Origin of the sequence: Herbiconiux liukaitaii (assembly GCF_041927495.1) — a bacterium.
GTDB lineage: Bacteria > Actinomycetota > Actinomycetes > Actinomycetales > Microbacteriaceae > Herbiconiux > Herbiconiux liukaitaii.
Map to the genome: position 1 here is coordinate 392,452 of NZ_JBHFHG010000007.1, position 26,626 is coordinate 419,077.

24 protein-coding genes, 1 tRNA gene and 1 pseudogene are annotated in these 26,626 nt (G+C 71.1%); 9 read left to right on the forward strand and 17 right to left on the reverse strand.

Translation table 11 applies throughout. The annotated features are described in order from the left end of the window. Window positions 1-5 precede the first annotated feature (5 nt). Both ACEXQC_RS16345 and ACEXQC_RS16350 read right to left on the reverse strand, forming a co-directional pair. Window positions 6-1,199: an LCP family protein gene (locus tag ACEXQC_RS16345; protein ID WP_374824759.1), complete on the reverse strand. Its 1,194-nt coding sequence runs from the start codon at window positions 1,197-1,199 to the stop codon at window positions 6-8. Window positions 1,200-1,317: 118 nt separating this feature from the next. Next, a complete protein-coding gene (locus ACEXQC_RS16350) occupies window positions 1,318-2,610 on the reverse strand; it encodes an LCP family protein (protein WP_374824762.1) in 1,293 nt (430 codons plus the stop codon). A gap of 172 nt (window positions 2,611-2,782) precedes the next feature. Between ACEXQC_RS16350 and ACEXQC_RS16355 the strand changes: the two genes are divergently transcribed. Both ACEXQC_RS16355 and ACEXQC_RS16360 read left to right on the forward strand, forming a co-directional pair. Then, window positions 2,783-3,133, forward strand: coding sequence for an ArsR/SmtB family transcription factor (locus ACEXQC_RS16355; protein WP_374824765.1), 351 nt, complete (start codon window positions 2,783-2,785; stop codon window positions 3,131-3,133). Further along, window positions 3,130-3,603 carry an SRPBCC family protein gene (locus ACEXQC_RS16360; RefSeq protein WP_374824768.1) on the forward strand — a complete coding sequence of 158 codons (474 nt, stop codon included), beginning with the start codon at window positions 3,130-3,132 and terminating at the stop codon, window positions 3,601-3,603. Before ACEXQC_RS16355 ends, ACEXQC_RS16360 begins: the two co-directional genes overlap by 4 nt. A 149-nt stretch (window positions 3,604-3,752) precedes the next feature. Here the strand turns inward: ACEXQC_RS16360 and ACEXQC_RS16365 are convergent, their stop codons facing one another. From ACEXQC_RS16365 to serS, 4 genes are all read right to left on the reverse strand, one after another. Beyond that, entirely contained in the window at window positions 3,753-4,511 is a 759-nt protein-coding gene (locus ACEXQC_RS16365; protein ID WP_374824770.1) for a DUF3800 domain-containing protein, read from the reverse strand. Window positions 4,512-4,554: 43 nt separating this feature from the next. Then, window positions 4,555-4,641: transfer RNA gene (locus tag ACEXQC_RS16370), tRNA-Ser, on the reverse strand. Window positions 4,642-4,725: 84 nt separating this feature from the next. Continuing rightward, a complete protein-coding gene (locus ACEXQC_RS16375; RefSeq protein WP_374824772.1) occupies window positions 4,726-5,538 on the reverse strand; it encodes an HAD family hydrolase in 813 nt (270 codons plus the stop codon). Next, a complete protein-coding gene (gene serS / locus ACEXQC_RS16380) occupies window positions 5,538-6,800 on the reverse strand; it encodes a serine--tRNA ligase (protein WP_374824775.1) in 1,263 nt (420 codons plus the stop codon). Before serS ends, ACEXQC_RS16375 begins: the two co-directional genes overlap by 1 nt. Window positions 6,801-6,905: 105 nt before the next feature. Here serS and ACEXQC_RS16385 point away from each other — a divergent pair, with 105 nt between their 5' ends. Continuing rightward, window positions 6,906-7,883 carry a diacylglycerol/lipid kinase family protein gene (locus tag ACEXQC_RS16385; RefSeq protein WP_374824778.1) on the forward strand — a complete coding sequence of 326 codons (978 nt, stop codon included), beginning with the start codon at window positions 6,906-6,908 and terminating at the stop codon, window positions 7,881-7,883. Between the two features lie 92 nt (window positions 7,884-7,975). Here the strand turns inward: ACEXQC_RS16385 and ACEXQC_RS16390 are convergent, their stop codons facing one another. Next, window positions 7,976-8,788, reverse strand: a complete 813-nt coding sequence (locus ACEXQC_RS16390; protein ID WP_374824781.1) for a LysR family transcriptional regulator substrate-binding protein — start codon at window positions 8,786-8,788, stop codon at window positions 7,976-7,978. Window positions 8,789-8,877: 89 nt separating this feature from the next. Between ACEXQC_RS16390 and ACEXQC_RS16395 the strand changes: the two genes are divergently transcribed. Both ACEXQC_RS16395 and ACEXQC_RS16400 read left to right on the forward strand, forming a co-directional pair. Then, a complete protein-coding gene (locus ACEXQC_RS16395) occupies window positions 8,878-9,318 on the forward strand; it encodes a DUF5997 family protein (protein WP_374824784.1) in 441 nt (146 codons plus the stop codon). A gap of 105 nt (window positions 9,319-9,423) precedes the next feature. Beyond that, entirely contained in the window at window positions 9,424-10,869 is a 1,446-nt protein-coding gene (locus tag ACEXQC_RS16400) for a maltokinase N-terminal cap-like domain-containing protein (protein ID WP_374824787.1), read from the forward strand. A gap of 48 nt (window positions 10,870-10,917) precedes the next feature. On the opposite strand, the gene pheA is transcribed toward ACEXQC_RS16400, so the two are convergent. Continuing rightward, complete coding sequence (gene pheA / locus ACEXQC_RS16405; RefSeq protein WP_374824790.1) at window positions 10,918-11,850, reverse strand: prephenate dehydratase; 933 nt, start codon at window positions 11,848-11,850, stop codon at window positions 10,918-10,920. A gap of 50 nt (window positions 11,851-11,900) precedes the next feature. Here pheA and pgm point away from each other — a divergent pair, with 50 nt between their 5' ends. Then, window positions 11,901-13,529 carry a phosphoglucomutase (alpha-D-glucose-1,6-bisphosphate-dependent) gene (gene pgm, locus ACEXQC_RS16410; RefSeq protein WP_374824793.1) on the forward strand — a complete coding sequence of 543 codons (1,629 nt, stop codon included), beginning with the start codon at window positions 11,901-11,903 and terminating at the stop codon, window positions 13,527-13,529. On the opposite strand, the gene ACEXQC_RS16415 is transcribed toward pgm, so the two are convergent. The 9 genes from ACEXQC_RS16415 to add all read right to left on the reverse strand — a co-directional run bounded on the left by ACEXQC_RS16415 (window position 13,526) and on the right by add (window position 23,830). Next, window positions 13,526-14,716, reverse strand: a complete 1,191-nt coding sequence (locus tag ACEXQC_RS16415) for an acyl-CoA dehydrogenase family protein (RefSeq protein ID WP_374824796.1) — start codon at window positions 14,714-14,716, stop codon at window positions 13,526-13,528. The genes pgm and ACEXQC_RS16415 overlap by 4 nt on opposite strands. Before the next feature lie 41 nt (window positions 14,717-14,757). After that, complete coding sequence (locus tag ACEXQC_RS16420; protein WP_374824799.1) at window positions 14,758-15,498, reverse strand: GntR family transcriptional regulator; 741 nt, start codon at window positions 15,496-15,498, stop codon at window positions 14,758-14,760. Continuing rightward, window positions 15,495-16,418 carry an ABC transporter permease gene (locus tag ACEXQC_RS16425; RefSeq protein WP_374824802.1) on the reverse strand — a complete coding sequence of 308 codons (924 nt, stop codon included), beginning with the start codon at window positions 16,416-16,418 and terminating at the stop codon, window positions 15,495-15,497. Before ACEXQC_RS16425 ends, ACEXQC_RS16420 begins: the two co-directional genes overlap by 4 nt. Next, entirely contained in the window at window positions 16,415-17,551 is a 1,137-nt protein-coding gene (locus ACEXQC_RS16430) for an ABC transporter permease (RefSeq protein WP_374824804.1), read from the reverse strand. Before ACEXQC_RS16430 ends, ACEXQC_RS16425 begins: the two co-directional genes overlap by 4 nt. After that, window positions 17,548-19,392 (reverse strand): adenine deaminase C-terminal domain-containing protein, encoded by a 1,845-nt coding sequence (locus tag ACEXQC_RS16435; protein WP_374824807.1) that lies wholly within the window; start codon window positions 19,390-19,392, stop codon window positions 17,548-17,550. The genes ACEXQC_RS16430 and ACEXQC_RS16435 overlap by 4 nt, the downstream gene beginning before the upstream one ends. Further along, complete coding sequence (locus tag ACEXQC_RS16440) at window positions 19,389-20,984, reverse strand: ABC transporter ATP-binding protein (protein ID WP_374824810.1); 1,596 nt, start codon at window positions 20,982-20,984, stop codon at window positions 19,389-19,391. The genes ACEXQC_RS16435 and ACEXQC_RS16440 overlap by 4 nt, the downstream gene beginning before the upstream one ends. Next, a complete protein-coding gene (locus ACEXQC_RS16445) occupies window positions 20,984-22,009 on the reverse strand; it encodes a BMP family lipoprotein (RefSeq protein WP_374824812.1) in 1,026 nt (341 codons plus the stop codon). Before ACEXQC_RS16445 ends, ACEXQC_RS16440 begins: the two co-directional genes overlap by 1 nt. Window positions 22,010-22,091: 82 nt before the next feature. Next, window positions 22,092-22,724: a hypothetical protein gene (locus tag ACEXQC_RS16450; protein ID WP_374824815.1), complete on the reverse strand. Its 633-nt coding sequence runs from the start codon at window positions 22,722-22,724 to the stop codon at window positions 22,092-22,094. After that, window positions 22,721-23,830: an adenosine deaminase gene (gene add, locus ACEXQC_RS16455; RefSeq protein WP_374824817.1), complete on the reverse strand. Its 1,110-nt coding sequence runs from the start codon at window positions 23,828-23,830 to the stop codon at window positions 22,721-22,723. Before add ends, ACEXQC_RS16450 begins: the two co-directional genes overlap by 4 nt. Window positions 23,831-24,005: 175 nt before the next feature. Here add and ACEXQC_RS16460 point away from each other — a divergent pair, with 175 nt between their 5' ends. The 3 genes and pseudogenes from ACEXQC_RS16460 to ACEXQC_RS16470 all read left to right on the forward strand — a co-directional run bounded on the left by ACEXQC_RS16460 (window position 24,006) and on the right by ACEXQC_RS16470 (window position 26,605). Next, window positions 24,006-24,539: a nucleoside deaminase gene (locus ACEXQC_RS16460; RefSeq protein WP_374824819.1), complete on the forward strand. Its 534-nt coding sequence runs from the start codon at window positions 24,006-24,008 to the stop codon at window positions 24,537-24,539. Between the two features lie 240 nt (window positions 24,540-24,779). Next, window positions 24,780-25,202 (forward strand): annotated as a pseudogene (locus ACEXQC_RS16465) (GNAT family N-acetyltransferase); the annotation flags it as partial. Between the two features lie 248 nt (window positions 25,203-25,450). Beyond that, the gene (locus ACEXQC_RS16470) at window positions 25,451-26,605 is read left to right on the forward strand and encodes an ice-binding family protein (RefSeq protein ID WP_374824822.1); all 1,155 of its coding nucleotides are present in this window, start codon (window positions 25,451-25,453) and stop codon (window positions 26,603-26,605) included. Window positions 26,606-26,626 lie beyond the last annotated feature (21 nt).

Consider the following 26,626-nt stretch of genomic DNA (forward strand, 5'->3'; position numbering starts at 1 on the left):
GCGGGCTACTCGTTGCCGACCGAGCAGGTGTAGTCGGCGGCCGACTGGCCCTTCACGGCCGAGGGCAGCACGGTGGCTCCATCGGCGTTGACCGACCCGGGTTCGGGCTCGGTGGGCTCCGTCGGCACGGTCGGGGCCTCGGGGTCGACGGGCGCATCCGGATCCACAGGCACCTCGGGGTCGACCGGCGCAGGATCGACGGGCGCGTTCGGGTCGACGGGCGCGTTCGGATCCACCACCGACGCCACTCCCCCGGCCGCTTCCACAGCCACCGGCTGATCCGCCTGGATCGCCGCGAACAGCACGTCGGCCGCCTCGGTGTCGGGCGCCACCTTGCCCTCGGGCACCCAGTCGGCCGCATACGAGGGGTAGGCCACGAACGTGACCTTCGAGAGGTCCATGTCCTTGAGTGCGAGCGCGATCGACACCATCGTGTCGGGCGACGCCAGACGGTCGGAGAGGGTCATGTTGCTCGCCGCCGCCTTCGCGAGGCCGTAGAGCTTGCCGAAGTCGGTGAGCGTCGAATCCGACTTCACCGTGCGCACGAGCGACGAGAGGAACACCTGCTGCGATGAGATGCGACCGATGTCGCTGCCGTCGCCGACGCCGTGCCTCGTGCGCAGGAAGCCGAGCGCATCCGCCCCCGCCAAGGGGTGCGTGCCCGGCTCGAGGTAGACGCCCGTGTACGGATCGTCGATGACGTCGGTCACGCACACCGGCACGCCACCCACGGCGTTCGACATCTCGATGACCCCGTTGAACTGGATCTCGGCCGCGAACGGGATGCTGAGCCCCGTCATCGACTCGATCGTGAGCGCCACGCAGGCCAGTCCGCCCTGCGAGAGCGCGGTGTTGATGGGCGCGGTGTACCCGCCGCCCTCCGGGCACTCGGGGATGTCGACCACGAGGTCGCGGGGAAAGCTCACGACGGTGGCGTTGGAGTGGTCCTCGGAGATGTGCAGGAGCATCGTGACGTCGTTGAGCTCGCCGCCCTCGTCCTCGCCGTAGGCGTCGCCCTGACCGGTGCGCGAGTCGCTGCCCACGAGCAGCAGGTTCACGCCGCCGTCGATCGCGTCGATGGAGGGGGGCGGGGCAGCGCCGTCGCCGCCCTCGCCGTCGCCCGCGAGTGAGACGGTGGTGATCGACGCCGTCACGTCCCAGGCCGCGTAGGCCGCGATCGAGACGCCGCTCACGAGCACGACCGCGAGCGAGGCGAGGGCTGCGGTGCCGATGGCGCGCAGCGGATGCGAGGTCTTCTGGCGGCCGTGCCGCGCGATCGGCTTGGGGGTCGCGCGCTCCGACCCGGACGTCTTGCGGCTAATAGTCGTTCCCCTTCGAGCAGGTGTACTCCGCTGCGGTCTGTCCCGTGATCGATTGTGGCAGGGCGGTGGCGGGCTCGGCGGCATTCCCGCTCGTGTCGGGGGCCGCATCCGCCGCCCCAGAAGAGGGGGTGGGGGATGCGGGGGCGTCCAGCGCCTCCGTGCTCGCGCCGGCTGCGGCGTCCAGATCCGCCTCGCCGCTCGCCGTCACGGGCGCGTTGGGGTCGACGACCGCGCCCACACCCGTGTTGGCCGGGTCGGCCGTGGTCACCGGCTGGTCGGCGGCGATGGCCGCGAAGAGCACCTCGGCGTCGTCGTAGAGCGGCTGCACCTTGCCTGCGTACTCCCCGCTGCCGTCGGTGCTGCCGGGGTAGGCCACGAAGGTCACCCTGTCGAGGTCGATGTCCTTGAGCGCGAGCGCGATCGACACGAGGGTGTCGGGTGAGGCGAGGCTCTGCGAGAGCACCATGTTGCCCGAGGCCGCGCGAGCGAGACCGTAGAGCTTGCCGAAGTCGGAGAGCGTCGCATCCGATTTCACGGTGCGCACGAGCGACGAGAGGAACACCTGCTGGGACGAGATGCGGCCGAGGTCGCTGCCGTCGCCGACGCCGTGACGCGTGCGCAGGAAGCCGAGCGCATCCGCCCCCTGCAGCATGTGGGTGCCGGTGGTGAGCGAGACGCCCGTGAACTCGTCGTCGATCGGATCCACCACGCACACGGGCACGCCGCCCACGGCGTTCGACATCTCGATGACCCCGTTGAACTGGATCTCGGCGGCGAACGGGATGTCGAGGCCCGTGAGCGCCTCGACGGTGAGCACCGTGCAGGGCAGGCCTCCATAGGAGAGCGTGACGTTGATGGGCTGGGCGCTCATGGCGTCGAACGAGCCGCCGGCCGGGTCGGGGCACGAGGGGATGGGCACCACCATGTCGCGGGGGAAGCTCACGACGGTGGCGCTCGAGTGGTCCTGGGCGATGTGCAGGAGCATCGTGACGTCGTTGAGGTTGCCCTCGGTGTCGCCGTAGGCCTCGCCCTGGCCCTCGCGCGAGTCGCTGCCCACGAGCAGCAGGTTGACGCCGCCGTCGATCGCGTCGATCTGCGGCACCTCGCCCGCCACGTCACCGGCGAGGGCCACGGTCTGCACCTCGCTCGAGACGCTCCACGTGGCGTAACCGGCGAAGGCGCCGCCGCTCACGGCGACCACGGCGGCGGCGACACCGAGCCACCTGGCCACGAGGGCGGCGGGCTTCGGGGTCTTCTGCCGACCGTGACGGGCGATCGGATGGGTCATGGGCGGGTGCTGTTCTCGGGATCGGGGGCGGATGGGGCCTGGGCCTGGGCGGGTTTTCCAGACCTCCCATCATCGCCGACGATCCTGAGAACCCGTGAGGAGACGAGCGGGCCTTGACGCCCTCGGGCAACCGCCCTATATTCAACACATCAGTTGAATACGGAAGGCGGCCATGCTGGAGATCGACGAAGACCTCCTCGACGTCGCCTTCCTCGCCCTCGCCGACCCCGTGCGGCGCCGCATCATCGCGCGGCTCAGCCGGGGCCCGGCCACCGTGAACGAGCTCGCCGAGCCGTTCGCCATCACGCTCCAGGCGGTCTCGCGGCACATCAAGGTGCTCGAGGCGGCCGGGCTCGTGACCCGCAGCCGCGACGGCCAGCGCCGGCCCGTGCATCTCGCACCCGCCGCCCTCGAGCCGCTCACGGCGTGGATCGACCGCTACCGCCTCGTGCACGAGCAGCAGTTCAGGGCGCTGGACGCGCTGCTCGCGAACCACACCCCCGAACAGGAGTCCGGATCATGACCAACCCCACCACCATCACCGCCCCCGAGGGTCTGCCCTTCATCGAGATCGTGCGCGAGTTCGACGCCCCGGTCGCGGCCGTCTACAACTCCTGGGCCGACCCCGCGCTCGCCACCCAGTGGCTCGGGCCCGACGGCTACGGCATGCGGATCGAGACCTACGACTTCGTGCCCGGCGGCAGCTGGCGCTACGTGAACACCGACCCCGAGGGCAACGAGTACGGCTTCCACGGTGTTTTCCACACCGTCAAGCCCGGCGAGCTCGTCATCCAGACCTTCGAGTGGGAGGGTCTTCCCGACCACGTCTCGCTCGAGTCCCTGCGCTTCGAGGCCCTGCCGGGCGATCGCACCCGCACCACCGGATGGAGCACCTTCGCGGCCGTGGAGGCCCGCGACGGCATGCTCGCCAACGGCATGGAGCAGGGCGTCGTCGAGGGCTACGCCCGCCTAGACACCCTCCTCACCGAATGAGGACCAGTTCTCCATAGCGACCTACCGATGGCAAAACGCCCGGACGTCGGCGGCGGCTGGTACATTCATCGCAGGCGCTGAACCGGAGCATTCTCCGGGGTAGGTTCCCACCCGGCCCCCCAACTCGTTGGGGGGCTCCCTGCTTTAAGTCAGCGCAGAACCACGCCGGGAACGCTTCCGTTCAACTTGAGTCGGTTCACCGGTCGGTGAATGGCGGCGCCGAGCGCGTCCCAGGTGGTCGGCTGCACGACCTGCGCTACGAAACGGCTCGGAGGCACGTACGTCCTCCATCCGGCGTAGGCCACGATGTCCGCGAGTTGGAGCATGTACGACGACGCCGAATCCCGCGGTATCGAGTCCTCGATGATCGGGGCGGCGAACCTGAACTGGCCTCCGCCCGCGATCCGGCCGGCCGTGAGATAGACCCGCGCCTTCCGCACTTCGCCCCTCACCTTCAGGTTCTCGCCGTCATCGTGCACGATGAGCATGTTCTGGCCTTCGTCGAAGTAGGACAGCCGCTCCAGGCGCTGGAGCAACGTCTCCCAGGCCAGATGGAACCAGTCCGCGTGAGGGTGGACGCGCTTGTCGACGATGATCGAGAACGCTCGTCCGCCGAAGTCGCGCACCGCCTCGAGGTGTGCCCTGAAGATGCCGCGACGCACGTAGGGCGGCAGGGCCAGCCCTGTGAGCGCCCCGGAACCGCTGATGATCTGGGTCGACTTCAGCTCCTTGCGGATGAGCACCCCGTGCCGGCCCCGCAGGTCTCGCCGGAGCAGCAGCATGCGGTCGATAGCATCCGGCCACTTGTCCGCGTCGATGACCACGCAGCCGAGGCCGTAGCAGGCACTCGCGCCCCGTTTCGAAAGCGATCCGGTGTCACCGGTCTCGTCGATGTAAGCGATGAGCACGATTCATCTTCGCTCACGCGCTCAAGATTATGAAGCGACTCGGCGGAGGGCGCGAGATTCGAACTCGCGAAGGCTTTGACACCTCACCAGTTTTCAAGACTGGCTCCATCGGCCGCTCGGACAGCCCTCCCGACCGCCGAAGCGATCGAGTCGAGTGTACAGGGGCCGCCCGGGCGGCGGGCTAGAGGGCCGAGAGGACGGCGGCGACGGCGGGCTAGAGGGTGGAGAGGACGGCGGCTACGCCGTCGTCGTGCACCGAGGCTGTGACCTCGGAGGCCTCGGCGATCACGTCGGCCGGGGCCTGCGCCATCGCCACGGCACGCCCCTCGACGCCGGCCCAGCGCAGCATGTCCACGTCGTTGCGACCGTCGCCCACCACCATCACGCGCGACATCGGGATGCCGAGCGCCTCACGCACGCGCTCGAGCCCGGTGGCCTTGTTCACGCCGTCGGGCGCGATGTCGAGCCACGCGGTCCAGCCGATGGAGTACGAGACGCGGTGCAGCCCCATCCGCTCCACGACGGCCAGGAAGTCCTCCATGTCGTGGTCGGGCGACACCACGACCACACGCGTGGCCTCCGTCTCGAGCAGCTGCTCGAACGAGACCTGCTCGCTCGAGGCCCCGAGCACGGAGTCGGGGAACGACTCGGTGTAGAGGAAGCGGCCGTGCGCATCCTCGACCGCGAAGACGGCCTCGGTGAGGTGCGAACGGATGCGCGTGAGAACGGCTGAGGGATCGAAGATCTCGACGTGGTGCTGCCGGTAGCCGAGCGGCGCCTCCGCATCGCGGATGAGCGTGATGGCACCGTTCGCGCACACCACGAACTCGGGAGCGATGTCGAGCAGCTGCAGCACGGGAGCGGTGTGGGCCCACGACCGCCCGGTGGCGAGCATGACCTCGTTGCCCTCGGCCACCACGCGGCGCACCTCGGCACCGACGGCGTCGCTCAGCGAGCCGTCCTCGTGCAGCACGGTGCCGTCGATGTCGAGCGCGATGAGCCAGGGAGTCGAACCGCTCGCCGCCATCACGGTGCCTCGATGAGCGACAGGCCACCGAGGTAGGGGCGCAGCACCTCGGGGATGACGACCGTGCCGTCCTCCTGCTGGTGCGTCTCGAGCAGCGCCACGATCCACCGCGTGGTGGCGAGCGTGCCGTTGAGGGTCGCGACCGGCGCCGTCTTGCCCGACTCCGTGCGGTAGCGGGTGTCGAGGCGACGCGCCTGATAGGTGGTGCAGTTCGAGGTGGAGGTGAGCTCGCGGTAGGTCTCCTGCGAGGGCACCCACGCCTCGGTGTCGAACTTGCGGGCCGCACTCGACCCGAGGTCGCCCGCCGCCACGTCGATCACGCGGTACGACAGGCCCAGGTCGGTGAGCATGCCCTCCTGGTAGCTCAGCAACGCCTCGTGCTCGGTCTCGGCGTTCTCGGGCAGCACGTAGCTGAACATCTCGAGCTTGTTGAACTGGTGCACCCGCAGGATGCCGCGGGTGTCCTTGCCGTGCGAACCGGCCTCGCGGCGGTAGCAGGTGGACCAGCCGGCGTAGCGCAGGCCGCCCTCCGGCACATCGAGGATCTCGCCCATGTGGAACCCGGCGAGCGCGACCTCGCTCGTGCCGGTGAGGAAGAGGTCGTCGGCGGGCAGGTAGTAGACCTCGTCGGCGTGCTCGCCGAGGAAGCCCGTGCCGTCCATGGTCTCGGGCCGCACGAGCGTGGGGGTGATGAGCGGCGTGAAGCCCGCGGCGAGCGCGCGGTCGAGCGCGAGGTTCATGAGCGCGAGCTCGAGGCGCGCGCCCATGCCGGTGAGGAAGTAGAAGCGGGTGCCGGAGACCTTGGCGCCGCGGGCGAGGTCGAACATCTTGAGCGACTCGCCGAGCTCCACGTGGTCGCGCGGGGTGAAGTCGAAGCTCGGCTTGGTGCCGACCTCGCGGAGGGTCACGAAGTTCTCCTCGCCACCCTCGGGCACACCGTCGACCACGATGTTCTGGATCCTGCGGGCGGTCTCGGTGAACACGCTCTCGGCATCCGTGGCCCGCTGGCCGGCGGCCTTCACGCGCCCGGCGAGCTCCTGCACCTGGGCCACGAGGGCCTTCTTCTCCTCTTTCGGAGCAGCAGCGACCTTCTTGCCGAAGGCGTTCTGCTCCGCACGCAGGTTCTCGAACTCGAGGATGGCGGAGCGGCGCTCGGTGTCGGCCGCGAGGGCCGCGTCGACGAGCTCCACGGAGGCACCTCTGGCCTGCTGCGATCGGCGGACGACGTCGGGCTGTTCACGCAGGAGGACTGGATCGATCACGGCATCCATCCTACCGTCGCGGATGCGGGCGGTCGGCGGGCTCCAGGCGGGTTCCTGCGGGGTTCCTGCGGGCCTGTGCGGGGTCGCAGCCGCTACGGTGAACGCGTGACGCGACCGCACGCCGCCATCGTGGTGAACCCCCTCAAGGTCGATGCCGCGCGACTGCGCCCCATCGTGGCCGCGGCCGAGAAGGCGGCGGAGTGGGGCGAGACGCAGTGGTTCGAGACCACGGCGACGGATGCGGGCCTGCTCGTCACGCACGAGGCCGTGGCGAGGGGAGCCACGGTGGTGATGGCGGCGGGCGGCGACGGCACGGTGCGCGCGGTGGCCGAGGGGCTGCGCAGCACGGGGGTGGCGATCGGGCTGCTGCCCGTGGGCACGGGCAACCTGCTGGCGCGCAACCTCGGGCTCAACCTCACGAACGTGGAGCTCGCCGTGGCCACCGCGTTCACGGGTGTGGTGCGGGCGATCGATCTGGGGATCATCGAGGCCACGCGCGGCGACGGCCGCGTGGAGGAGCACGCCTTCCTCGTGATGGCGGGGCTGGGGCTCGACGCGAAGATGATCGCGAAGACCAACGTGAAGCTCAAGAAGGCGGTGGGCTGGCTCGCCTACGTCGACGGCATCGGGCGGGCGCTGCCGGAGCTCACGCCCGTGAAGCTGCGCTACCGGATCGACGGAGGGGCGTGGAAGTCGACGACGGCGCACACCGTGATCGTGGGCAACTGCGGGCTGCTGCCCGGCGGGCTGCTGCTCATCCCGGATGCGGAGCCGGACGACGGCGTGCTCGACATCGTGGCGCTGCGGCCGCAGGGGCCGCTCGGCTGGCTCAAGGTGTGGAACACGATCGCGTTCGAGAACGGCGTGCTGCGGCGGTCGGCGGCGGGCCGGCGACTGATCGATCTCAACCACGACGTGCGCTCGGTGTCGTACGCCACGGGCCGTGACGTGGACCTGCAGCTCGAGAGCACGGAGGAGATCCAGCTCGACGGCGATGCCTGGGGCACGGCCCGCGCGGTGCGCTGCCGCGTCGACCCTGCGGCCCTCCTCGTGCGCGTGCCCGCGGCTCTCCTCGAGGGCTGACGGATGCGCCCTGCCTACGGATCAGAGGGGCGGCGGGCGGGTGGATCTGGTGAGCCGGTGGATCGGCCGGGGCGGAGGATAAGGCGGGTGGGTCAGCGGGAGCGGCGGGGTCTCGTGCGGCCGGGGGCTGCGGGCTTCTTCTTGGCGCGGGATCCTTGGGACTTGGCCTTCGCGGCCCTCGCCTCGGCGGCTTTGGCCTTGGCCACCGCCGTGGGCTTGAGCTTCTTGGCGGCCTCGATGGCCTCGACGGTGTCGGCACCGCGCGTGCTGTTGGCCGTGCGGCCTCGCACCACGCCGATGAACTCGTCGACGTTGCGCCAGCGCTCGGGCTCGGCGGCGAGCACCTCGGGGCTCTGCACGTCGGCCCGCCACACGAGCGCCACCCGCTGCTCGCCGGAGTCGCCCTCGGCCGGCACGAAGTCGCGCGCCACCACATCCTTGCGGGAGTGCAGCCGCGCCACCGACTTGGGCACCACGAGGTAGCCGACGCCCGCGGTCACGAGCTCCACGGCATCCGCACCCCCGGTGGCGCCCGCGGCGATCGCGAGCGCGCGAAGGGGAGTGCGCCCCGCCTGCACCTCGACCTGCTCGATTTCGGCGATGTCGGCGTCCGAGACCTGCTCGAGCAGCGTGAGCTCGTGATCCTTCGGGAGCACCACCACGGGCAGCTCGGTGTAGAGCGGGATCGAGCGGAAGGCATCGTCGGGCGCGGAGGCCGGCAGCGGCAGCCGCACGAGCGCCACGTCGGCCGCATCCTCGAGCAGCAGCGCGATGGCGTCGGCCGTGGCGGTGGGCACCGACTCGAGCGGGATCACCTCGAGCGGTTCGTCTGGCATGCGGGCCGACCACACACCGAACCACTTGGACGGCGTCACGCCGGGCGCGAATGCGACGCGAAGAGCCATGCCCCCCACAGTACGGGGTCACAGAGAACGAGGTCGCAGAGTGCGCGGTCACAGAATACGCGGCCGGCGGCCCGCGATACGCTGGGCAGATGAGCACCGAGAAGTCCACGCAGACCATGAAGCCCGCCACGGCCGCGAAGAAGCTCGGTGTCTACCTGCCCGCGGCTCCCGCGGAGTTCCAGGAGCAGCCCGTCACCCGCACGGCCCTCAACGCCCTGCTCGAGACGCCGCCGGAGTGGCTCGTCGAGCTGCGCCTGCACGGTCCGCACCCGCGCGACGTGGTGGCGCGCAAGCTCGGCGTCTCCATCTCGGGCCTCGCCAGGGGCGGGGTGACCGAGGCGCTCACGACCGCCGAGATCGCCGCCCTGCTGCAGTCGCCGCCCGAGTGGCTCGTCACGGAGCGCGCCACGCAGGCCGCCGTGCGCGAGGAGAACCGCCGCGTCAAAGACGTGAAGGCCGGCAAGGCCGCCGTGGCAGCGGACCGCGACGACGCCAGCGACCACGCGTCCGCCGACCGCGACGACGCCTGATCCCGTACCGCTCATCCCGTACCACGCGCCGCTCCCGCCCTTCCTGGCACATGCCCAGGTGCGACACGCTGGCAGATCCCGCCGCCACCGCGTAGGGTCCGAGTCATGAGCCCAGCCACGGTGAGCTTCCCCCCGTCCAGGGAGGTCCGCCCGGCACTCGCCGAGTGGATCCGCCAGCAGAGATGGTTCGCGTCATCCTCGGAGACCCCCAAGCTGACTCGCGTCGGCATGTGGTCGCTCGTGGATCACCGCCATCAGGTGTCTCTCGAGACGCACCTCATCCTCGACGAGTCGGCGGTCGAGTCGGGCGGTGAGCCCGTGCTCTACCAGGTGCCGCTCTCGTTCCGCGGGTCGAGCCTGCTCGGCGGCGAGCGCGCGCTCATCGAGCACGTGCAGACCGACGGATCGCACATCTACGTCTACGACGCCCCGCACGACCCCGCGTTCACGCGGGCCCTGCTCAGCCTCATGCTCGACGACGAGAGCGAGCCGGGCGACGCCTTCGACGACACCGAGGTGGAGGGCCACCACGCGCTCACCAACTCCGACGTGCGGGTGACCGACTCGCACGTGCTGCGCGGCGAGCAGTCGAACACCTCGATCATCTACGACCTCGTGCACCCGAACGGCAAGCCGGCCCAGCCGGTCATCTGCAAGGTGTTCCGCACGCTCGGCGACGGTCCGAATCCGGATGTCGTGGTGCAGTCCGCCCTGAGCGACGCCGGTTCGCGCCTCGTGCCGCGCTCGATCGGCTACGTCACGGGCGCCTGGCGCGACCCGCGGGTGAGCGTCGAGGCGGGCGGCACCGCAGGGCGCGCCTCAGGGCACCTCGCGTTCGCGCAGGAGTTCATCCCCGAGGTCGAGGATGCGTGGCGTGTGGCGCTGCGCTCGGCCGAGTCGGGCGAGTCGTTCGTGCAGCTGGCCACGGCCCTCGGCGAGGCCACCGCCCAGGTGCACACCGAGCTCGCACGCCTGTTCCCCGTGCACGCCGCCGGCAAGGCCGAGATCGGTGCCGTGCTCACGAGCATGCGCGGCAGGGCGGCGCAGGCCATGACCGAGCTGCCGAGCCTCGTGCAGCAGGCCGACGCCGTGGAGCAGGTGTTCGCGGCGGCTGAGAAGGCCGAGTGGCCGGCGTTCCAGCGCATCCACGGCGACTACCACCTCGGCCAGGTGCTGGGCGTGCCCGGCCGCGGCTGGGTGCTGCTCGACTTCGAGGGCGAACCTCTCCGGCCCGTGGCCGAGCGGAGCGAACCGGATGCGCCGCTCCGCGACGTGGCCGGCATGCTGCGCTCGTTCGACTACGTGGCGGGCACGCTCGCCGCGTCGCAGAACGCCGAGGCCGCTCGGGCCTGGGCGCACGAGGCGCGGGAGGCGTTCATCGACGGCTACAGCTCGCGCTCCGGCCTCGACCTCCGGGCGCAGCGTGTGCTGCTCGATGCCTTCGAGCTCGACAAGGCGCTCTACGAAGTGAGCTACGAGGTGCGCAACCGCCCCGACTGGGTCGCCATCCCGGCGAACGCCATCACCCACCTCGCCAACCGCCCCCGCTAGGGCGAGCGGATCGGGCGGGCGGGTCCGCCTGGCCGAGCAGACCGCGGGTCAGGCCTCGGGTTCGCCCGTCACGAGAGCCCGCAGCCAGTCGCGGGCCTCGAGGAACACCTCGTTGTCGTAGCGCGGCACGTACTGCACCACGGCCTTGTCGGCGCGCGGGTACGAGCCGAGGAACACGATCTTGGGGCTGAACCGCCGCACGCCGAGCAGCGCATCCGCCACCCGCTCATCCGTGATGTGCCCATCGGCGTCGATCACGAAGCGGTAGCGCCCGAGGGCGTCGCCGATGGGCCTCGACTGCAGCAGCGAGAGGTTGACGCCCCGGGTGGAGAACTGCTCGAGCAGTTCGAGCAGGGCGCCGGAGCGGTCCTCGGGCAGCTCGGCGATGATGCTCGTCTTGTCGGCCCCCGTGGCCGCCGGCATCGAGCGGGTGCGCGAGACGAGCACGAACCGCGTGACCGCGTTGGCGTTGTCGGAGATGCCGGTGGCGAGCACCTCGAAGTCGTGGTGCTCGGTGATCTGCGGAGGCGCCACGGCCGCGTCGGCGAGGTCGTTCTCGAGCAGGCTGAGCGCGGCCGCCACGTTGGAGGTGGCGGGGATGTGGCCGTGGGTGGGCAGGTGCTCGTCGAGCCACGTGCGGGTCTGCGCGTAGGCCACGGGATGCGCGTTGACGACCCGCACGTCCTCGAGCCTCGTGCCCGGCCGCGCCACGAGCACGAACTGCACACGCACGAGGTACTCGCCCACGATGCGCAGGTTCGGGATGCTCGCGAGCGCGTCCTGCGTGGCCGAGACCCCGCCCTCGATCGAGTTCTCGATGGCGATCATGGCGGCCACGCTGCGGCCGGAGACCACGTCGTCGAGAGCCTCGCCCACGTTGTTGACCGAGCGCCACGGCTTGCCTCTGGCCTCAGGCACCTGCGCGAGGGCGGCCTCGGTGAACGTGCCCGAGGGCCCCAGGTAGCTGTAGGTCTCCGACATGGTCCGAGCCTATCGAGTCACCCGCGCCTGGTCGGTGCCAGACTTGGGGCATGCATGATCGCGCAGGCACAGTCGCCCTCCCCGAAGACCTGATCGACGTCGACGCCCTCGTGGCGGCGTACTACGACCTTCATCCGGATGTCGCCGACCCCGAGCAGAAGGTGATCTTCGGCACGAGCGGTCACCGCGGCTCGTCGTTCAACACGGCCTTCAACGAGGACCACATCGCCGCCATCACGCAGGCCATCGTGGAGTACCGCACCGCTCAGGGCATCACCGGCCCGCTCTTCATCGGCCGCGACACCCACGGCCTCTCGAAGCCCGCGGAGGACACGGCCCTCGAGGTGCTGAACGCCAACGGCGTCACCGTGTGGTCGGACTCCCGCGACAGCTGGACCCCCACCCCCGCCGTCTCGCACGCGATCCTCGCCTACAACCGCGCCGGTCACGACGACCAGGCCGACGGCATCGTGGTGACCCCGAGCCACAACCCGCCCGCCGACGGCGGCTTCAAGTACAACCCCCCGCACGGCGGACCGGCCGACTCGGATGCGACGGGCTGGATCGCCGACCGCGCCAACGAGCTCATCGCGGCAGGCCTCGTCGACGTCAAGCGCGTGGCGCGCGGCGAGGGTGTGCCGAGCGACCGCTACGACTTCCGCGAGGGCTACGTGGCCGACCTCGTGAACGTGATCGATCTCGACGCCATCCAGAAGTCGGGCATCCACATCGGCGCCGACCCGCTGGGCGGGGCGAGCGTGGAGTACTGGGAGCTCATCCGCGACCGCTACGGACTCAACATGGAGGTCGTGAACGAGACGGTCGATCCGCAGTGGGCGTTCATGACGCTCGACTGGGACGGCAAGATCCGCATGGACTGCTCGAGTCCCTACGCCATGGCCTCGCTCGTGGCACGTCGCCACGACTTCGACATCTCGACGGGCAACGACGCAGATGCCGACAGGCACGGCGTGGTCACCCCGGATGCCGGCATCATGAACCCCAACCACTACCTGGCCGTCGCCATCCAGTACCTCTACTCGCGACGCGAGGGCTGGTCGCCCGAGGCCGCGATCGGCAAGACCCTCGTGTCGTCGTCGATGATCGACCGCGTGGCGCAGGCCATCGGGCGCACCCTGTGGGAGGTGCCGGTGGGCTTCAAGTGGTTCGTGCCCGGCCTCGTGGACGGCTCCGTGGGCTTCGGCGGCGAGGAGTCGGCGGGAGCGTCGTTCCTGCGCTTCGACGGCACGGTCTGGACGACCGACAAGGACGGGATCCTGCTCGCGCTGCTGGCGAGCGAGATCCTCGCCGTGACGGGCAAGACCCCCTCGCAGCTCTACGCGGAGCTCACCGAGGAGTTCGGTGCTCCGGTCTACGAGCGCATCGACGCCCCCGCCTCCAAGGCGCAGAAGGCGCAGCTCGCCAAGCTCGACGGCGAGGCCATCGCGGCCGACACCCTCGCGGGCGACCCCATCATCGCCAAGCTCTCGCACGCGCCGGGCAACGGTGCGGCGGTGGGCGGTGTGAAGGTCGTGACGGATCGCGCCTGGTTCGCGGCCCGCCCCTCCGGCACCGAAGACGTCTACAAGATCTACGCCGAGAGCTTCGTGGGGCCCGAGCACCTCGCCGAGGTGCAGGCCGAGGCGAAGAAGATCGTCGACACGGCGCTCGGCGGCTAGGCAGCGGGAGCTGGGACCGGCGCCTGGACGATGGGTGCCTGGGCGCTCGGCGCCTGAGCGACCGGCTCGGCGAGCACCCACTCCCCCACGACCTCCTGGCTGAAGGGCACGGAGTACGCCATGAGGGCGCCCGCCTGCGCATCCCGGAAGATGCGCTGGATGGGCGACCTCGCGAGGTAGGCGCCGCCACCGCCCACTTTGAGGGCGAGGGCCGCCGCCTTCTTGGCGACCTCGTTGGTGAGCATCTTGCCCTCGGTGGCCGCGGCCATCGCCACGGGATCGCGCTGGTCGGCGAGCCAGGCGGTGCGCTCGGCCACGAGCCGGGCGGCGCCGAGCTCGGCCCACACCATGGCCGTCTCCTGCTTGACCCACGAGGAGTCGGCGAGCCGCTCGGCGGCCGGGTGCTTGCGCCTCGTGGCCGTGGCCACGAGCGCGTCGATGGCCGACTCGGCGATGCCGATGGAGAGCGCGGCGAACCCGATGGTGATGAGGTTCGCGTAGGTGGCGGGAGGCGGTCCGCAGCGGCGGTCGGCGGGGAGAAGGGTTCCGTCGAAGTCGATGGTGCGACTGCGGGTGGCCCGCATGCCGATGGTCTGCTCGATCGGCGGGAGCGACATCGTGTCGTCGCGATCGAGACCGAAGAAGCCGGGCACCCCGTCGATCCGCACGTTGAGGAACACGTGGTCGGCCGCCTCGACACCCGAGACGAAGAGCTTGGAGCCGGTGAGCGACCAGCCGCCCTCGACCGCCCCCACGTCTTGCTGCGACGAGAGGAAGTGGTTGCCGCCCGCGGGCTCGGAGAGCGCGTTCGAGAAGCGGTCGCCGGCGCGGAGGGCCGCGGCGAAGTGCTCGGCGGCGGGAGGGGCCGACATCGTCACGAGCGCGTGGGCGGCCCCGATGTGCATGAGCCACACGGCCGCGACCGCGGGGTGCGCGGCGGCGAAGATCCGCACGACCTGGGCGAGCGTGGCGTACGAGAGGGCCTCTCCGCCGTGCTCCACGGGGAGGAACGCCACGTCGAGCCCGCTCGCCGAGATGGCGCGCAGGTGCTCGAGGGGCAGCTCGCCCGAGACGTCGTCGGCGGCCACCGTGGCGCGGAACGGCTCGGCGAGCGCCTCGGCGGTCTCGATCCAGCGATCCTCGGCGGCGGGCCGCAGGGAGGCGAACGGGGTGGGGCGGGTGAGCATGGCGACCTCTCGGTGCGGGGGACGGTGCGGGGCGGGCGGGTTCAGAACTGGTAGCGCGCGGTGGAGAACACCTGCGGCGGGCGGATGGTGCGCATCATCGAGTACGAGACGGTCTTGGGGTCGTGCAGCTCGCGAGCGTGGAAGAGCCGCCGGCCGCTGAGCCCGATGCCCACGATGTCGAGCGTGAGCACGGGGGTGCCCACCGGGTGCTCGAAGAGCGCGGCATCCGACTCGGTGAGCACCTCGGCGGACGGGGTGGCCACCTCCCACGCGATCGACTCGTTCCAGACCTGCTTGATGGCCGAGTAGATGGAGTCGCCCAGATCGACCTCGCCGCGCGGGAACGGCAGCGGCACGGTGCCGAACGAGAGCATCGCCACGGCGCCGTCGGCCCGCCAGCGCTTGACGATGCGGGCGGCGGGCCGGCCGGCCTCGGTCATGAGCAGCCCGGCGATCTCGGCGGGCATCGGCAGCTCGGAGGTCTCGAGCACCTCGACGGTGCTCTGGTAGCCGAGCTGGCGCAGCAGCACGCTGTACTCGAGCTGATCCTCGAAGCGCACGCTCATGCGCGTGGCCACCGGGTCGACCGTGGTGGCGGCACCCTGGCGACGGAGCACCATGCCCTGCTGCTCAAGCGAGGCGAGCACGTCGCGCACCTGCTTGCGGGTGCTGCCGAGCCGCTCGGCCATCTCCACCTCGCCCGGCAGGGTCGATCCCGAGGCGGCGGCGTCGCGCACGAAGCGCAGCACCCCCGCGAGCACGCGCTCGCTCTCGCTGGTCATGCGGCCATCACTCCCGTTCTCGCCCGGTAGAGCCTCCGCAGCTGGTTGCGGGAGGTGATGACGAGCACCACCAGTGTCACCAGATACGGCGCGGATTGGTACACCTCGCTCGGCAGGGTCAGCGCCGTGGACTGCGAGAGCAGCGCGAAGCTCTGCAGGAAAGCGAAGAGCAGGGCGCCGAGCGCGATGCCGAGGGGGCGGCTGCGGCCCATGATCACCACGGCGAGCACGATGTAGCCGCGCCCGGCGGTGATGTCGGGGGTGAACGATCCGATGGTGCCCACGGTGATGACCGCCCCGCCGAGACCCGCGAGCGCACCGCCGATGAGCAGGGCTCGGGCGCCGGTCGCCTGCACTCGCACACCGCGGAGGGCCGCCGCATCCGGATCGGTGCCGACGGCCTGCACGGCCAGACCGAAGCGCGTGAACCGGCTCACGGCCCAGGCCACGACGAGCAGCACGGCTGCCAGATAGACGAGGGGGCTCTGGCCGAAGAGGATCGGGCCGATCACCGGGATGTCGGCGAGCGGGCCGAGGCCCGTGCGGGGCACGGTCTGCACCGTGACGTTGGTCTGGCCGCTCGGGATCCAGAGCTGGAAGAGGTAGGTGCTGAGGCCCAGTCCGAGCATGGTGACGGCGAGGCCCACCACGATCTCGTTGGCGTGCAGCCGGTGGATGACGAGGTTCATGCCCACCGCGAGCACGAGGCCCACGATCACTCCCGCCGCGAGGCCCAGCACGGGACCGCCGATGCTCGCGGCCCAGACGCCCGTGAAGGCGCCCATGATCATCATCCCCTCGATGCCGAGGTTGATGCGACCCGCGCGTTCCACGAAGCCCTCGCCGATGCCGGCGAACACGAGCGGGGCGGCCAGGGCGAGTGCGCCGGCGAGGATGGCGACCCAGAGTTCGACGCTCACGAGCGGCTCCCTTCGCTCAGGGATGGTGGTTCGGTGGCGGAGGCCGGCGCCGGGTCGTGCTCGGCGTCGACGGGCGCGCCCGCCGGTGCGAGGGCGGCCACGGCCTTGCGCTGGTAGGCGGCGATGCAGGCCACGCCGATCAGCAGCACACCCTTGATGACCTCGGCGATCGACGAGGGCACGGTTCCCGTGGCCGACTGCATGCCGACGGCGCCCGCGGTGAGCGCGGAGAAGAACAGCGCGGCGACCACGATGCCGAGGGGCGCGAGCCCGCCGAGCAGCGCCACGGCGAGCCCCGAGAACCCCACGCCGCCCGAGACCGAGTTGAGCAGTCGGTCGTTGACGCCGGCCACCTGGATCCAGCCCACGACGCCCGCACCAAGGCCCGAGACGAGCATGGTCGAGTAGATCGTGCGCGAGCGGGTGGCGCCGAGCCGGAGCGCGAGCTTGGGGCGGCTCGCGAACACGGTGAGGCGGTTGCTCGCGGCCGTGCGCCGCCAGATCACGAAGGCCACGGCGATGACGATCACCAGCAGGATGCCCCAGTGGGCGCGCGTGCCGGGCAGGAGGGCGGGCAGCGCCGCCGCCTCGGGCAGCTTGGCGCTCTGCGGGGTGGCGGTCTCGTCGGGGCTCGCGAGCCAGGTGCGGAGCGTCCAGCCGAGGAGTCCGGCGGCGAGGTAGTTGAGCAGCAGCGTGCTGAGGATCTCGTTGACCCGCCAGCGCACGGCGAGGAACGCCGGCAGCAGTGCCATCGCGCCGCCGCCCGCGGCACCCGCGAGCAGGCCGACGGGCCACAGCAGCACGCTGGGAGCGGCGCCCCCGAGCAGCGAGTCGACGGCCAGCACGGCACCCGTGGCGGCGATGGCGCCCACCACGATCTGCCCCTCGGCTCCCACCGAGAACACGCCGGCTCGGAGGGCCGGGATGAGCGTGAGCGCCACGATCCCCACGGGCACGGCACCCACGAGCACCTCGCCCACGCGGTAGGGCGAGCTCGAGACGCCCTCGATGAGGCCCTGGATGCCCACGACCGGGTCGGCCCCCGCGAACACGATGAGGGCACCGGCCACGGCCACGACGGCGAGCACGACCGCGGCGGTGAGCACCCAGCGGCGTCGATCGAAGGCGCTCACGAGGCGCTCCCCTCGTGCTCGTGTCCGTGCTCGTGCCCGCACCGGTCGACGGGGCCCGGCACGAGCACGTCCACGAATGACTGCGTGAGGGCGTCGATGAGCCCCAGCTCGGTCACCCCGAGATCCGGCACCACGTAGAGCCCCACGAACGACAGGATGATGTACGGCGAGGGGATGGGGCAGCCGAGCGCGTGGGTGGCCGCGTGACCCTGCCGGAGGGCCTCGGCCGTCTCCTCGAACGGGGCAGCGCTCATCATGCCGCCCACCGGCAGCTCCACCCGACCCACGACCTCGCCGTCGGCGACCGTGACGAAGCCGCCCTGCATGGCGCGGAGCTCCTCCACGGCGTGCAGCATCGCGGCGTCGTCGGCGCCCACGACCGCGATGTTCATGTTGGGGCAGTTCATCGTGATGGCGATGGCGCCCTTCCGCAGTCCGAAGCCCTTCACGAAGCCGATGCCGGTGAGGGCCTCGCCGTGGTGCCTGTCGACCACGGCGATCTTGAGCACGTCGGCCTCGAGGTCGCCCTGCACGAGGCCGTCGACCACGTCGAGCTCGGCCTCGAAGGCGCGCTTGAAGTAGCCCTTGTACATCTCCATGGCGCGCACCCGCGTGCGCCCGCCCACCGCGTCGGGAGCGGGCACGGCGAACATCGCCGGGTCGAGCTGCTCGGGGAGGTGCACGGTGTCGGTCATCCACTCGGGCAGCTCGTCGGTGTTCTCGAACAGCGCCACGCCGTCGCGAGCCACGATGCGGCCGCCGACCACCACCACGGAGGGCCGCACCTCGGCGAGGTCGGGGATGAGCTGCAGGTCGGCGAGCCGCGAGGGGGCGAGGAGGCCGAGCACCTGGTCGAGCCGGTAGTAGGCGGCGGGCTGCGTGGTGGCCATGCGGTAGGCGAGCTGGGGGTCGACCCCGAAGCGGATGGCCTGGCGCACGTGGTGGTCGATGTGGCCCTCGGTGTGCAGGTCGAGCGCGTGCTTGTCGTCGGCGCAGAAGCAGAGGCTGCGGAGGGCGGGTGCCACCTTCTCGAGGTCGGAGAAGATCGGGATGGTGTTGTCGGTGAGCGAGGCGCCCATGATCGTGATCATGGCGCCGAGTCGCACGCGCTCGAGCACCTCGTCGATCGTGGCGGAGTTGTGGTCGTCGCCCACGCCGGCCGCGAGGTAGCCCCAGAGCGACTCCTCCGTCTGCGCGGCCGTGTGGCCCGTGATGCGGCGGCCGGCGGCGAGCGCCTCGCGGAAGCGGCCTGTCGACTCCTCGCCGTAGTCGAAGGGGTTGCCCTCACCGAGGTTGGTGGTCACGTCGTCCCACAGCCGGCCGCGCACGACCTCCTCGGGGATGACGGCTCCGCCTCGCTCGAGGTGGGGTGAGCCAGGGGTCTTCGGCGAGACCTGCTGGAAGATGTGCAGCGGCGTGCCCGTGGTGAGCAGCTGGTCCATGCCGCGCGCGCCCCACACGTTGGCGGCGCCGTTCGGATCCGTCAGCACCGTGCCCGTGCCCCGCGCCACGCTCAGCCGGCCGAGCTCGCCCGGCGTGAGGTTGGTGTACTCGATGTGCAGGTGCGCGTCGATGAAGGTCGGCACCACATGGCAACCGGTGGCGTCGAGCTCTTCCGTCGTGCCTGCCTCCGAGGCGTCCGCGGCCACGTGACCCCACGGCGTGAGGGCGGCGATGTGCCTGCCCGCCACGAGGATGTCGCGCTCGAGCCACTCCTCGGTGCCCGGCGACTGCACGAGGCCGCCGCGCACGATGAAGTCGGGGCGCTCGGTGCCGAGGGCCACGGCGCGCAGCCGGCCGAGCTCGGCGGCGGTGGGGTAGAGCGCGGTCTTCTCGGTCATGAGGGGTCCTTCTGGTGATTCTGTGCGTCAGGATCGGCGGGGTCCGGATCGGCGGGGTCCGGATCGGCGGGGTCCGGATCGGCGGGCAGTCCCGCCATGGCGCGGCCGAGCCGCTCGGTGGTGGCCTCGGCGATCGGCAGGTCGGCCACCACGCGGCCGCCGAACATCACGAGCACGCGGTCGGCCACACCGAGCACCTCGTCGAGATCGTGGGAGGCGACCAGTACGGCCGATCCGGCGGCCGCGAGCCCCACGAGCCGTTCGCGGATGGCCTGGGCCGCCCGCAGGTCGAGGCCCTGGGTGGGGCCGTAGGCGAGCACGGCGCTCGGCACCGCATCACCTCCGAGCTCTCGCGCGGCGAGGAGCTTCTGCTGGTTGCCGCCCGAGAGTCCCGACGCCACCAGTTCGGGCCGTGCGGGGCGCACGTCGAACGCCAGGAGCCGCTCCGCGACCGCGGCGGCGGCGCCCTTCGGCCCGCCGGCACCACGGGCCCGGTGCGCCCCGACCGCGGTCGAGTACACCTCGAGGTTCTCGGCCAGGGTCATCGTGGGCACCACAGCCTCGGTGCGCTCCTCGGGGATCCAGGCGAGGCCGGCACCCCTGAGCACGGAGGCGGAGGCCCCGTGCGCCGCCCCGGCGAGGGAGACGGATCCGGCGTGGGGCTTCACGAACCCGCCGAGCACGTCGAGCAGCAGGTTCTGCCCGCTGCCCGCCACGCCGGCGATGCCCACGATCTCCCCCGCACGCACGGCGAGGTCGACGCCCTCGAGCGAGGCGTCCCTCGGCGAGGCGGCCACGAGCCCCGTGGCCGAGAGCACGACCGACCCCACGGAGCGGCGCGACCGCTCGGGCGGAGCGGCCAGTTCACCCACCATGAGCCGGGCGATCTCGCTCGGTTCGAGGCCCGTGGCCGATCCGTGGTGCACGTTCTCGCCGTGCGAGAGCACCGTGAGGTCGTCGGCCACGCGCCGCACCTCGTCGAGCCGGTGCGTGATGAGCACCACGGCGGTGCCGAGCTCGCACAGCGAACGCAGGTGCTCGAAGAGCCCTCCCACCTCGAGCGGACCGAGGCTCGCCGTGGGCTCGTCGAGGATGAGCGTGTGCGCGCCCTCGGCGAGCGCCACCACGATCTCGCCCAGCTGGCGATGCGCCTGCGTGAGCGAGGCGGTCGGAGCGTCGAGGTCGACGGCCACTCCCGCCCGGGAGAGCGTCTCGGTGAGCAGGGCGCGCGCGGAGCGCCGGTTCGCGAGGCGACGCGGCCCCACGAGCAGGTAGTTCTCCACGAGGCTCAGTTCGCCCACAAGGCTCAGCTGCTGCGGCACCATGTTGATGCCCGCGTGCTTGGCGGCGGCCCGGTCGCGCGGCGCGAAGGGCTCGCCGCCGAGGGTCATGCTGCCCGAGGTGGGCTGCTCGATGCCGGCCAGCACCTTCGCGAGCGTGGACTTGCCCGCACCGTTCTCGCCCACGAGGGCGTGCACTCTGCCCGGCCGAACCACGAGCGACACGTCGCTGAGCGCGCGGACCGGGCCGAAGCTCTTGGAGATGGACCGCGCGTCGAGCACGCGGTCCATCTCGCGGGGTGAGGAGGTCATCAGCCGATCGTGATGGATCCGTCGGAGAGCCCGGCCACGAGCTCCTCGACCTTCGAGGCGACGTCGGCGGGCACGAGGCCGTCGACGTCGTTGATCTCCTGGTAGACGATGCCGCCGTTCTGCAGCGTGGAGTTCACGCCCTTGCCGCCGAACTCGTCGGCCGAGACCTCCTCGACCCACGCCTTCACGATGGGGTACATGTCGAGGTCGACGGTGGAGACGTTGTTGGCCAGAGCCGCCTCTCCACCTGCCGACGAGACGCCCACGCTCAGCACACCCGCCTCGGCGGCGGCCGATCCGACGCCCGTGGCGATGCCGTCGCCCGTGGTGTAGACGAGCTTGGCGCCCTGACCCACGAGCCCGGTGGTGGCCGCGGCGGCCGCCTGCGCATCGTCGAAGCTGCCGGCGTAGACCACGGGTAGCAGCTCGGCCGAAGGGTTGGCCGCCGTCACGCCCTGCTGGAAGAACGAGTCGGTGGCCTTCACGAAGTCGAGCTCGAGGCTCTCGACGCGGCCGATGGGCGAGGCCCCGGTGAGCCCGGCGATGTAGCCGGCCACGTAGCCGACCTGCGGGGTGTCGTAGGTCCAGGTCTCGACGTTGTCGGTGTACTTCTCGAGGATGTCGGGGCCGCCCGAGGCGGTGAAGTGCACGTCGGGGAACTGCTCGGCCACCGAGAAGACGGCGTCCCCGAGCTCGATGCCGTGGCCGATGATGAGGTCGTAGCCCTGGCTCGCGAAGTCGGCGATCACCGGCTCGCTCTCGGCGGGGTCGGACATCTGGTCGCGCAGCTCGTACTCGATGAGTCCCTCGTCCTGCAGCTTCGCGAGCGCATCGGCGAGGGCCTGGTTGAAGGCGCCGTCGTTGGTGTTGCCCGGGGTCAGCGCGCCGACCTTCAGCACGTCTCCCGACGACTCCTCGGCGGCCGTGGTGCTCGCGGCCCCGCCTGAGCTGCAGCCCGTGAGGGCGAGGGCGGTCACGGTGGCGAGCACGGCTCCGGTGAGGAGGGCTCCGTTTCGTCTGGTCATGGTGTTCCTTTCGGCGGTGGGACGGGAGTGGTGCGGGAGGGATGGTGCTGGGATGGGGCAAGGGGGGTAAGGGGCAGGTCGGTCAGTGGGGCCGGTCGGTGAGGCCCTCGGCGAGGGTGGGGCCCACGAAGGCGGCGCTCTCCGCCGAGTAGTGCCCGAGCATGGCTCCCGTGGCGACCGAGAAGCACGGGTCGAGCCCATCAACCACGGGTGGGGAGTCGGGATGCAGAGCCGCATCGCTGACGCACACCACCGGGTGGCCGTGCAGCGTCTCTGCCCGGCCCGTGGCCGGCAGAGTGCCCTTCCTCTCCGCCCCGAGGAGCGCCGCCAGGGCGAGGAAGCCGCGGAGCCCCGGATCGTCGAGACAGTCCTCGGCCGGCTTCGTGCATCCGTCGAGCCAGCGGATGCTGCCATCCGCCTCGACCTCGACCGATCCGGTCTGCACACCGAGGGCGCTCTCGCCCTGCGACTTGACGTCGATGGTGAGCGAGAGGACCGAGCCGTCGCGGGTGGAGGTGATGTGCTCCACGTAGAGGGGCTCCGACTTCGTGCCGGTCACGGTGTAGCCGCTCGGCCAGCTCGCCACGAGGGGGGCGAGCTCCACCACGGCGCCGTCCTCGGCCGCAGGTGCGGCGGCGGCCGTGGCGGCGACGGCGACGAGAGTGGTCACCGCTACGACAGCAGCGGCGGCGGCCAGGCCGCGTGCCCCGATCATGTCGTGGCCCCCAGCTCGGCCAGCAGGTCGCGCTTGAGGTCGTCGTCGGCGAAGGAGGCGCGGATGGACTCCGCGGCGAAGCGCTCGAGCTGCGGCCTGTCGAACCCGTAGACGTCGGCGGCGACGGCCCAGTCCTCGTCGAGCGTGCACGCGAGCGGTGCGGGGTCGTCGGTGTTGAGGGTCACCCGCACGCCGGCCGCCACGAGCAGGGGCAGCGGATGCGACGCCCAGTCGTCGTAGAGGCCGAGCGTGATGTTCGAGCGCGGGCACACATCGAGCGGAATGCCCTCGTCGATGAGCCGCTGCACGAGCACGCCATCCTCGATCGAGCGCACGCCGTGGTCGATGCGCTCGGCGTGCAGGTGGTCGAGCGCCTCCCACACGCCTTCGGGGCCGCTCGACTCACCCGCGTGCACGGTGCGGCGGAAGCCCGCGGCCTCGGCCGCGCGGAACGCCGTGCGGAACTTCTCGCCCGTGGGCCCGCTCGCCTTCTCGTCGCCGTCCACGCTGAGCGCCACCACGCGGGCGGGGCGGTGCAGAGCCAGGTCGGCGACGACCTGCTCGGCCTCCAGGGCGGTCTGCGTGCGCAGCAGCGAGTAGGCGATGTTGGCCGAGCTCAGGCCATCCTGCTCCGCCTCGTCGAGGCCGGCGGCGAGAGACCGCATGAGCTCGATCTCGCGGCCCTTCCAGGCGTTCCAGTGGGTGGGGTTGACGATCACGTCGGAGTAGCGGATGCCCGAGGCCGTCTGACGCGCGGCGAAGGCGTAGGCCACGCGGGCCGCCTGCTCCGGAGTGCGCACGAGACCGCACTGCCAGTCGAGGAAGCGCAGGAATCCGCTGAGCCCGGCCCCGCCGACGCCCTGCGCCGTGCCACCCGTGGTGACCTCGGGCCGGGAGAAGGCGTGGTGCGTGCTCACGTCGAAGATGGTGGCCGCGGGGCCCGGCAGCGCCACGCCGTTCTCCTTGGCCAGCCGCAGGATGTCGACGAGGGCGAAGGTGCCCTCCAGGTGCACGTGCACCTCGGCCTTCGGCAGCAGCCGGATGTCCTGCTCGTCGATGCGTGCTCGAGTGGAGACGGGAGCGGCGGAGGGGGCAGGGACGGACATTCGAGCCTTTCGAGTGGGGTGGACAGCAGGCTAACTCCGCGGATCCACTTGTTGACAAGTTGAGCGCCATTTGTTCCAAGGACGTAACCGGCGCGTAACACTTCGTCGTGGATACGCGGATGTGTGACACTCTGTTACGCAACCGAAGCCACCTTGTGCACATGTGGAGGATCCTGTGTCAAACTCCCCCAGCTCCCGTTCGTCGAGCGCCGCTCCCGCAGGCGACGGGGCGCTCAGCGCTCGCGATCTCGAGTACCTGCGGCAGAGCATCCGCGTCGCCGACCAGTCGCGCGCCGAGGGCCGGCATCCGTTCGGCGCCATCGTGGTCGACGCGAGCGGCGCGGTCGTGGCCTCGTTCGGCAACAACTCCCTGCCGCCTGAGGGCGACCCCACCCAGCACGCCGAGCTGCGCGCCGTGGCGGCGGCGGCCCGCGCGCTCGGGGCGGAGGGCATGGTGGGCAGCACCCTCTTCACGAGCGCCGAGCCGTGCGTGATGTGCGCGGGTGCCATGTACTGGACCGGCATCGACCGCGTCGTCTACGCGCTCTCCGAGTGGCAGCTGCTCGGGCTCACGGGCGACCACCCCGAGAACCCGACGTTCTCGCTGCCGGTCCGCGAGGTCTTCGCCCGCGGCCAGCGCAGCATCGAGGTCTCAGGCCCCCATCTCGAGGACGAGGCGGCGCTCTCGCACGAGGGCTTCTGGAGCTGACCGCCCGGCGCGATCCCGTCGATCCCGTCGATCCCGCAGAGTCAACCCTCTCGCCGCATCTCCGTCGGCTGATTTGACTGTTGTCCATGACGAGCACGCGTCACCACCCGCAGCCGAGCACCCGATGACGGTCGGGCTGCACCCCCGGCTCCTCGGCCGCGCCCTGCGCCGACCCCGCTTCCTGCGCGGTTCGGAGGCCGAGGAGCACGTGACCGCGCACATCATCCGCACCCCGCGCCTCACCCTGCGGCCCGCCTCTGGCAGGCCGACGACATCCTGGCGCTGGCGGTCGAGCACCACGGCGAGCTCATCGGCGACGCGACCCTGCAGCTCCGCGCCGTGGCCGCCGAGGTGCGCACAGTGGAGATCGGCTGGATCGTGCACCCTCGCGCGTCGGGCCGCGGGATCGCCACCGAGGCCTCCCTCGCCATGATCCGGATCGCCTTCGACAGCCTGCACGCGAAGATCGTGACCGCGGTCATCCGCTCACCGAACACGAGGTCGCTGGCCATGGCCGATCGCCTCGGGTTCCAGGAGATGGACCGCTCGAACGGCGACGTGCTCATGGTGCTGAGCCGCTCGGCGTTCATGGATCACCTGGCCGCCTGCGCCCAGCTGCGGGAGCTCCTCGCCCCGCGCAGACGGGAGCGCGCACTGGCGTGACGCACACCGCGGTTCTTCGTCTCCGCACGACGATCGGATTGGATTTAGCGGTAATAGCTGGGAATCCGCTCGACCAGGGCCATTGGACCCTGGTTACTTACTGAGTATCGGGGTTACTCTGAGGACACTCACATCTCGTGAGATGACCCCCGAGGGTATCGGGGATTCTGGAGTACTCGATGAGTAACCGCACGCGTAACAACCGACCCCTCCACCCGCGCACGCTCGCTTTCCTACGGTCGGGTGCCGTGGGAGCAGCTCTCGTGGTGGGCACCGTCTCGATTGCGACCCTGGGGTCGCAATCCGCCACAGCTATAGCCACCGCGATCGACCTCGGCAAGGCAGCACCCTACAACGTGCTCGCCGGTTCGACCGCGACCAACACGGGCCCGAGCCTGCTCGAGCTCGGACTCGGCGTGCACCCTGGCACTACGGCACCCGGGTTCGGCCCGGGCCAGGTCCAGGGAGAGACTCACCTCGGCGACTCGGTCGCGCTCGAGGCGAAGGATGCTCTGACCACGGCCTACCTCGCCGCCACGGACCAGGCTGCCGACACCACCATCTCGACCGCCGACATCGGCAACTCCGTGTTCACGCCGGGCGTGCACTCCCGATCGGGCGCGCTGCAGCTCACCGGCACCGTGACGCTCGACGCCGAAGGCAATTCGGACGCGGTCTTCCTCTTCAAGATCTCCTCCGACTTCACCCTGGCCACGAGCAGCACGGTCTCCACCATCAACGGCGCCGACCCGTGCCGGGTGTTCTGGCAGGTCGGCAGCTCGGTCACCATGGGCGCCTCCACCACGTTCGAGGGCACGATGATGGCGCTCACCTCCATCTCGACGGAGAGCGGGACCACCGTCGACGGCCGCCTGCTCGCCAGGAACGGTGCTGTCACCCTCATCAACACGGTGTTCACGGATGCGGCCTGCACCGAAGACGCGCCGGGCACCGACATCCCGGGTACCGACGTGCCCGGTACGGACGTTCCGGGAACCGACATCCCCGGTACAGACGTTCCGGGAACCGACATCCCGGGAACCGACATCCCCGGTACGGACATCCCCGGAACCGACATCCCCGGAACCGACATCCCGGGAACGGACACCCCCGGAACCGACATCCCGGGCACGGATGGCCCTGATGGCGAATCGCCCGACGGTGAGTCGCCCGGCGCCACCAACCCGCCCGGCGGCAGCACCAACCCGGGAGCGACCGGCTCCGGCTCGTCGACCTCGGGCGGCGGCTCCGGCGGATCGGGTGGCTCCGGCGGCTCGAACCAGCTCTCCAACACGGGAGCCGGCGCAGCACCGCTCCTGTTGGGCGCGGGCACCGTGGCCGCCACGGCCATCGGCCTGGCCCTCGTGCTCGCAGTCACCCGCCGACGCCGCATCCACTCCTAGAGCGGTCGCACCGCCCGCTCC

Excerpts from the sequence above, each read along its gene's own strand:
- ACEXQC_RS16390 (WP_374824781.1), bottom strand. The coding sequence starts at position 8,788 with ATGGCTCTTCGCGTCGCATTCGCGCCCGGCGTGACGCCGTCCAAGTGG.
- pgm (WP_374824793.1), top strand. The coding sequence starts at position 11,901 with ATGCATGATCGCGCAGGCACAGTCGCCCTCCCCGAAGACCTGATCGAC.
- ACEXQC_RS16375 (WP_374824772.1), bottom strand. The coding sequence starts at position 5,538 with ATGGCGGCGAGCGGTTCGACTCCCTGGCTCATCGCGCTCGACATCGAC.
- ACEXQC_RS16360 (WP_374824768.1), top strand. The coding sequence starts at position 3,130 with ATGACCAACCCCACCACCATCACCGCCCCCGAGGGTCTGCCCTTCATC.
- add (WP_374824817.1), bottom strand. The coding sequence starts at position 23,830 with ATGTCCGTCCCTGCCCCCTCCGCCGCTCCCGTCTCCACTCGAGCACGC.
- ACEXQC_RS16355 (WP_374824765.1), top strand. The coding sequence starts at position 2,783 with ATGCTGGAGATCGACGAAGACCTCCTCGACGTCGCCTTCCTCGCCCTC.
- ACEXQC_RS16450 (WP_374824815.1), bottom strand. The coding sequence starts at position 22,724 with ATGATCGGGGCACGCGGCCTGGCCGCCGCCGCTGCTGTCGTAGCGGTG.
- ACEXQC_RS16395 (WP_374824784.1), top strand. The coding sequence starts at position 8,878 with ATGAGCACCGAGAAGTCCACGCAGACCATGAAGCCCGCCACGGCCGCG.
- ACEXQC_RS16435 (WP_374824807.1), bottom strand. The coding sequence starts at position 19,392 with ATGACCGAGAAGACCGCGCTCTACCCCACCGCCGCCGAGCTCGGCCGG.
- ACEXQC_RS16445 (WP_374824812.1), bottom strand. The coding sequence starts at position 22,009 with ATGACCAGACGAAACGGAGCCCTCCTCACCGGAGCCGTGCTCGCCACC.
- ACEXQC_RS16420 (WP_374824799.1), bottom strand. The coding sequence starts at position 15,498 with ATGACCAGCGAGAGCGAGCGCGTGCTCGCGGGGGTGCTGCGCTTCGTG.
- ACEXQC_RS16415 (WP_374824796.1), bottom strand. The coding sequence starts at position 14,716 with ATGCTCACCCGCCCCACCCCGTTCGCCTCCCTGCGGCCCGCCGCCGAG.
- ACEXQC_RS16400 (WP_374824787.1), top strand. The coding sequence starts at position 9,424 with ATGAGCCCAGCCACGGTGAGCTTCCCCCCGTCCAGGGAGGTCCGCCCG.
- ACEXQC_RS16440 (WP_374824810.1), bottom strand. The coding sequence starts at position 20,984 with ATGACCTCCTCACCCCGCGAGATGGACCGCGTGCTCGACGCGCGGTCC.
- ACEXQC_RS16350 (WP_374824762.1), bottom strand. The coding sequence starts at position 2,610 with ATGACCCATCCGATCGCCCGTCACGGTCGGCAGAAGACCCCGAAGCCC.
- pheA (WP_374824790.1), bottom strand. The coding sequence starts at position 11,850 with ATGTCGGAGACCTACAGCTACCTGGGGCCCTCGGGCACGTTCACCGAG.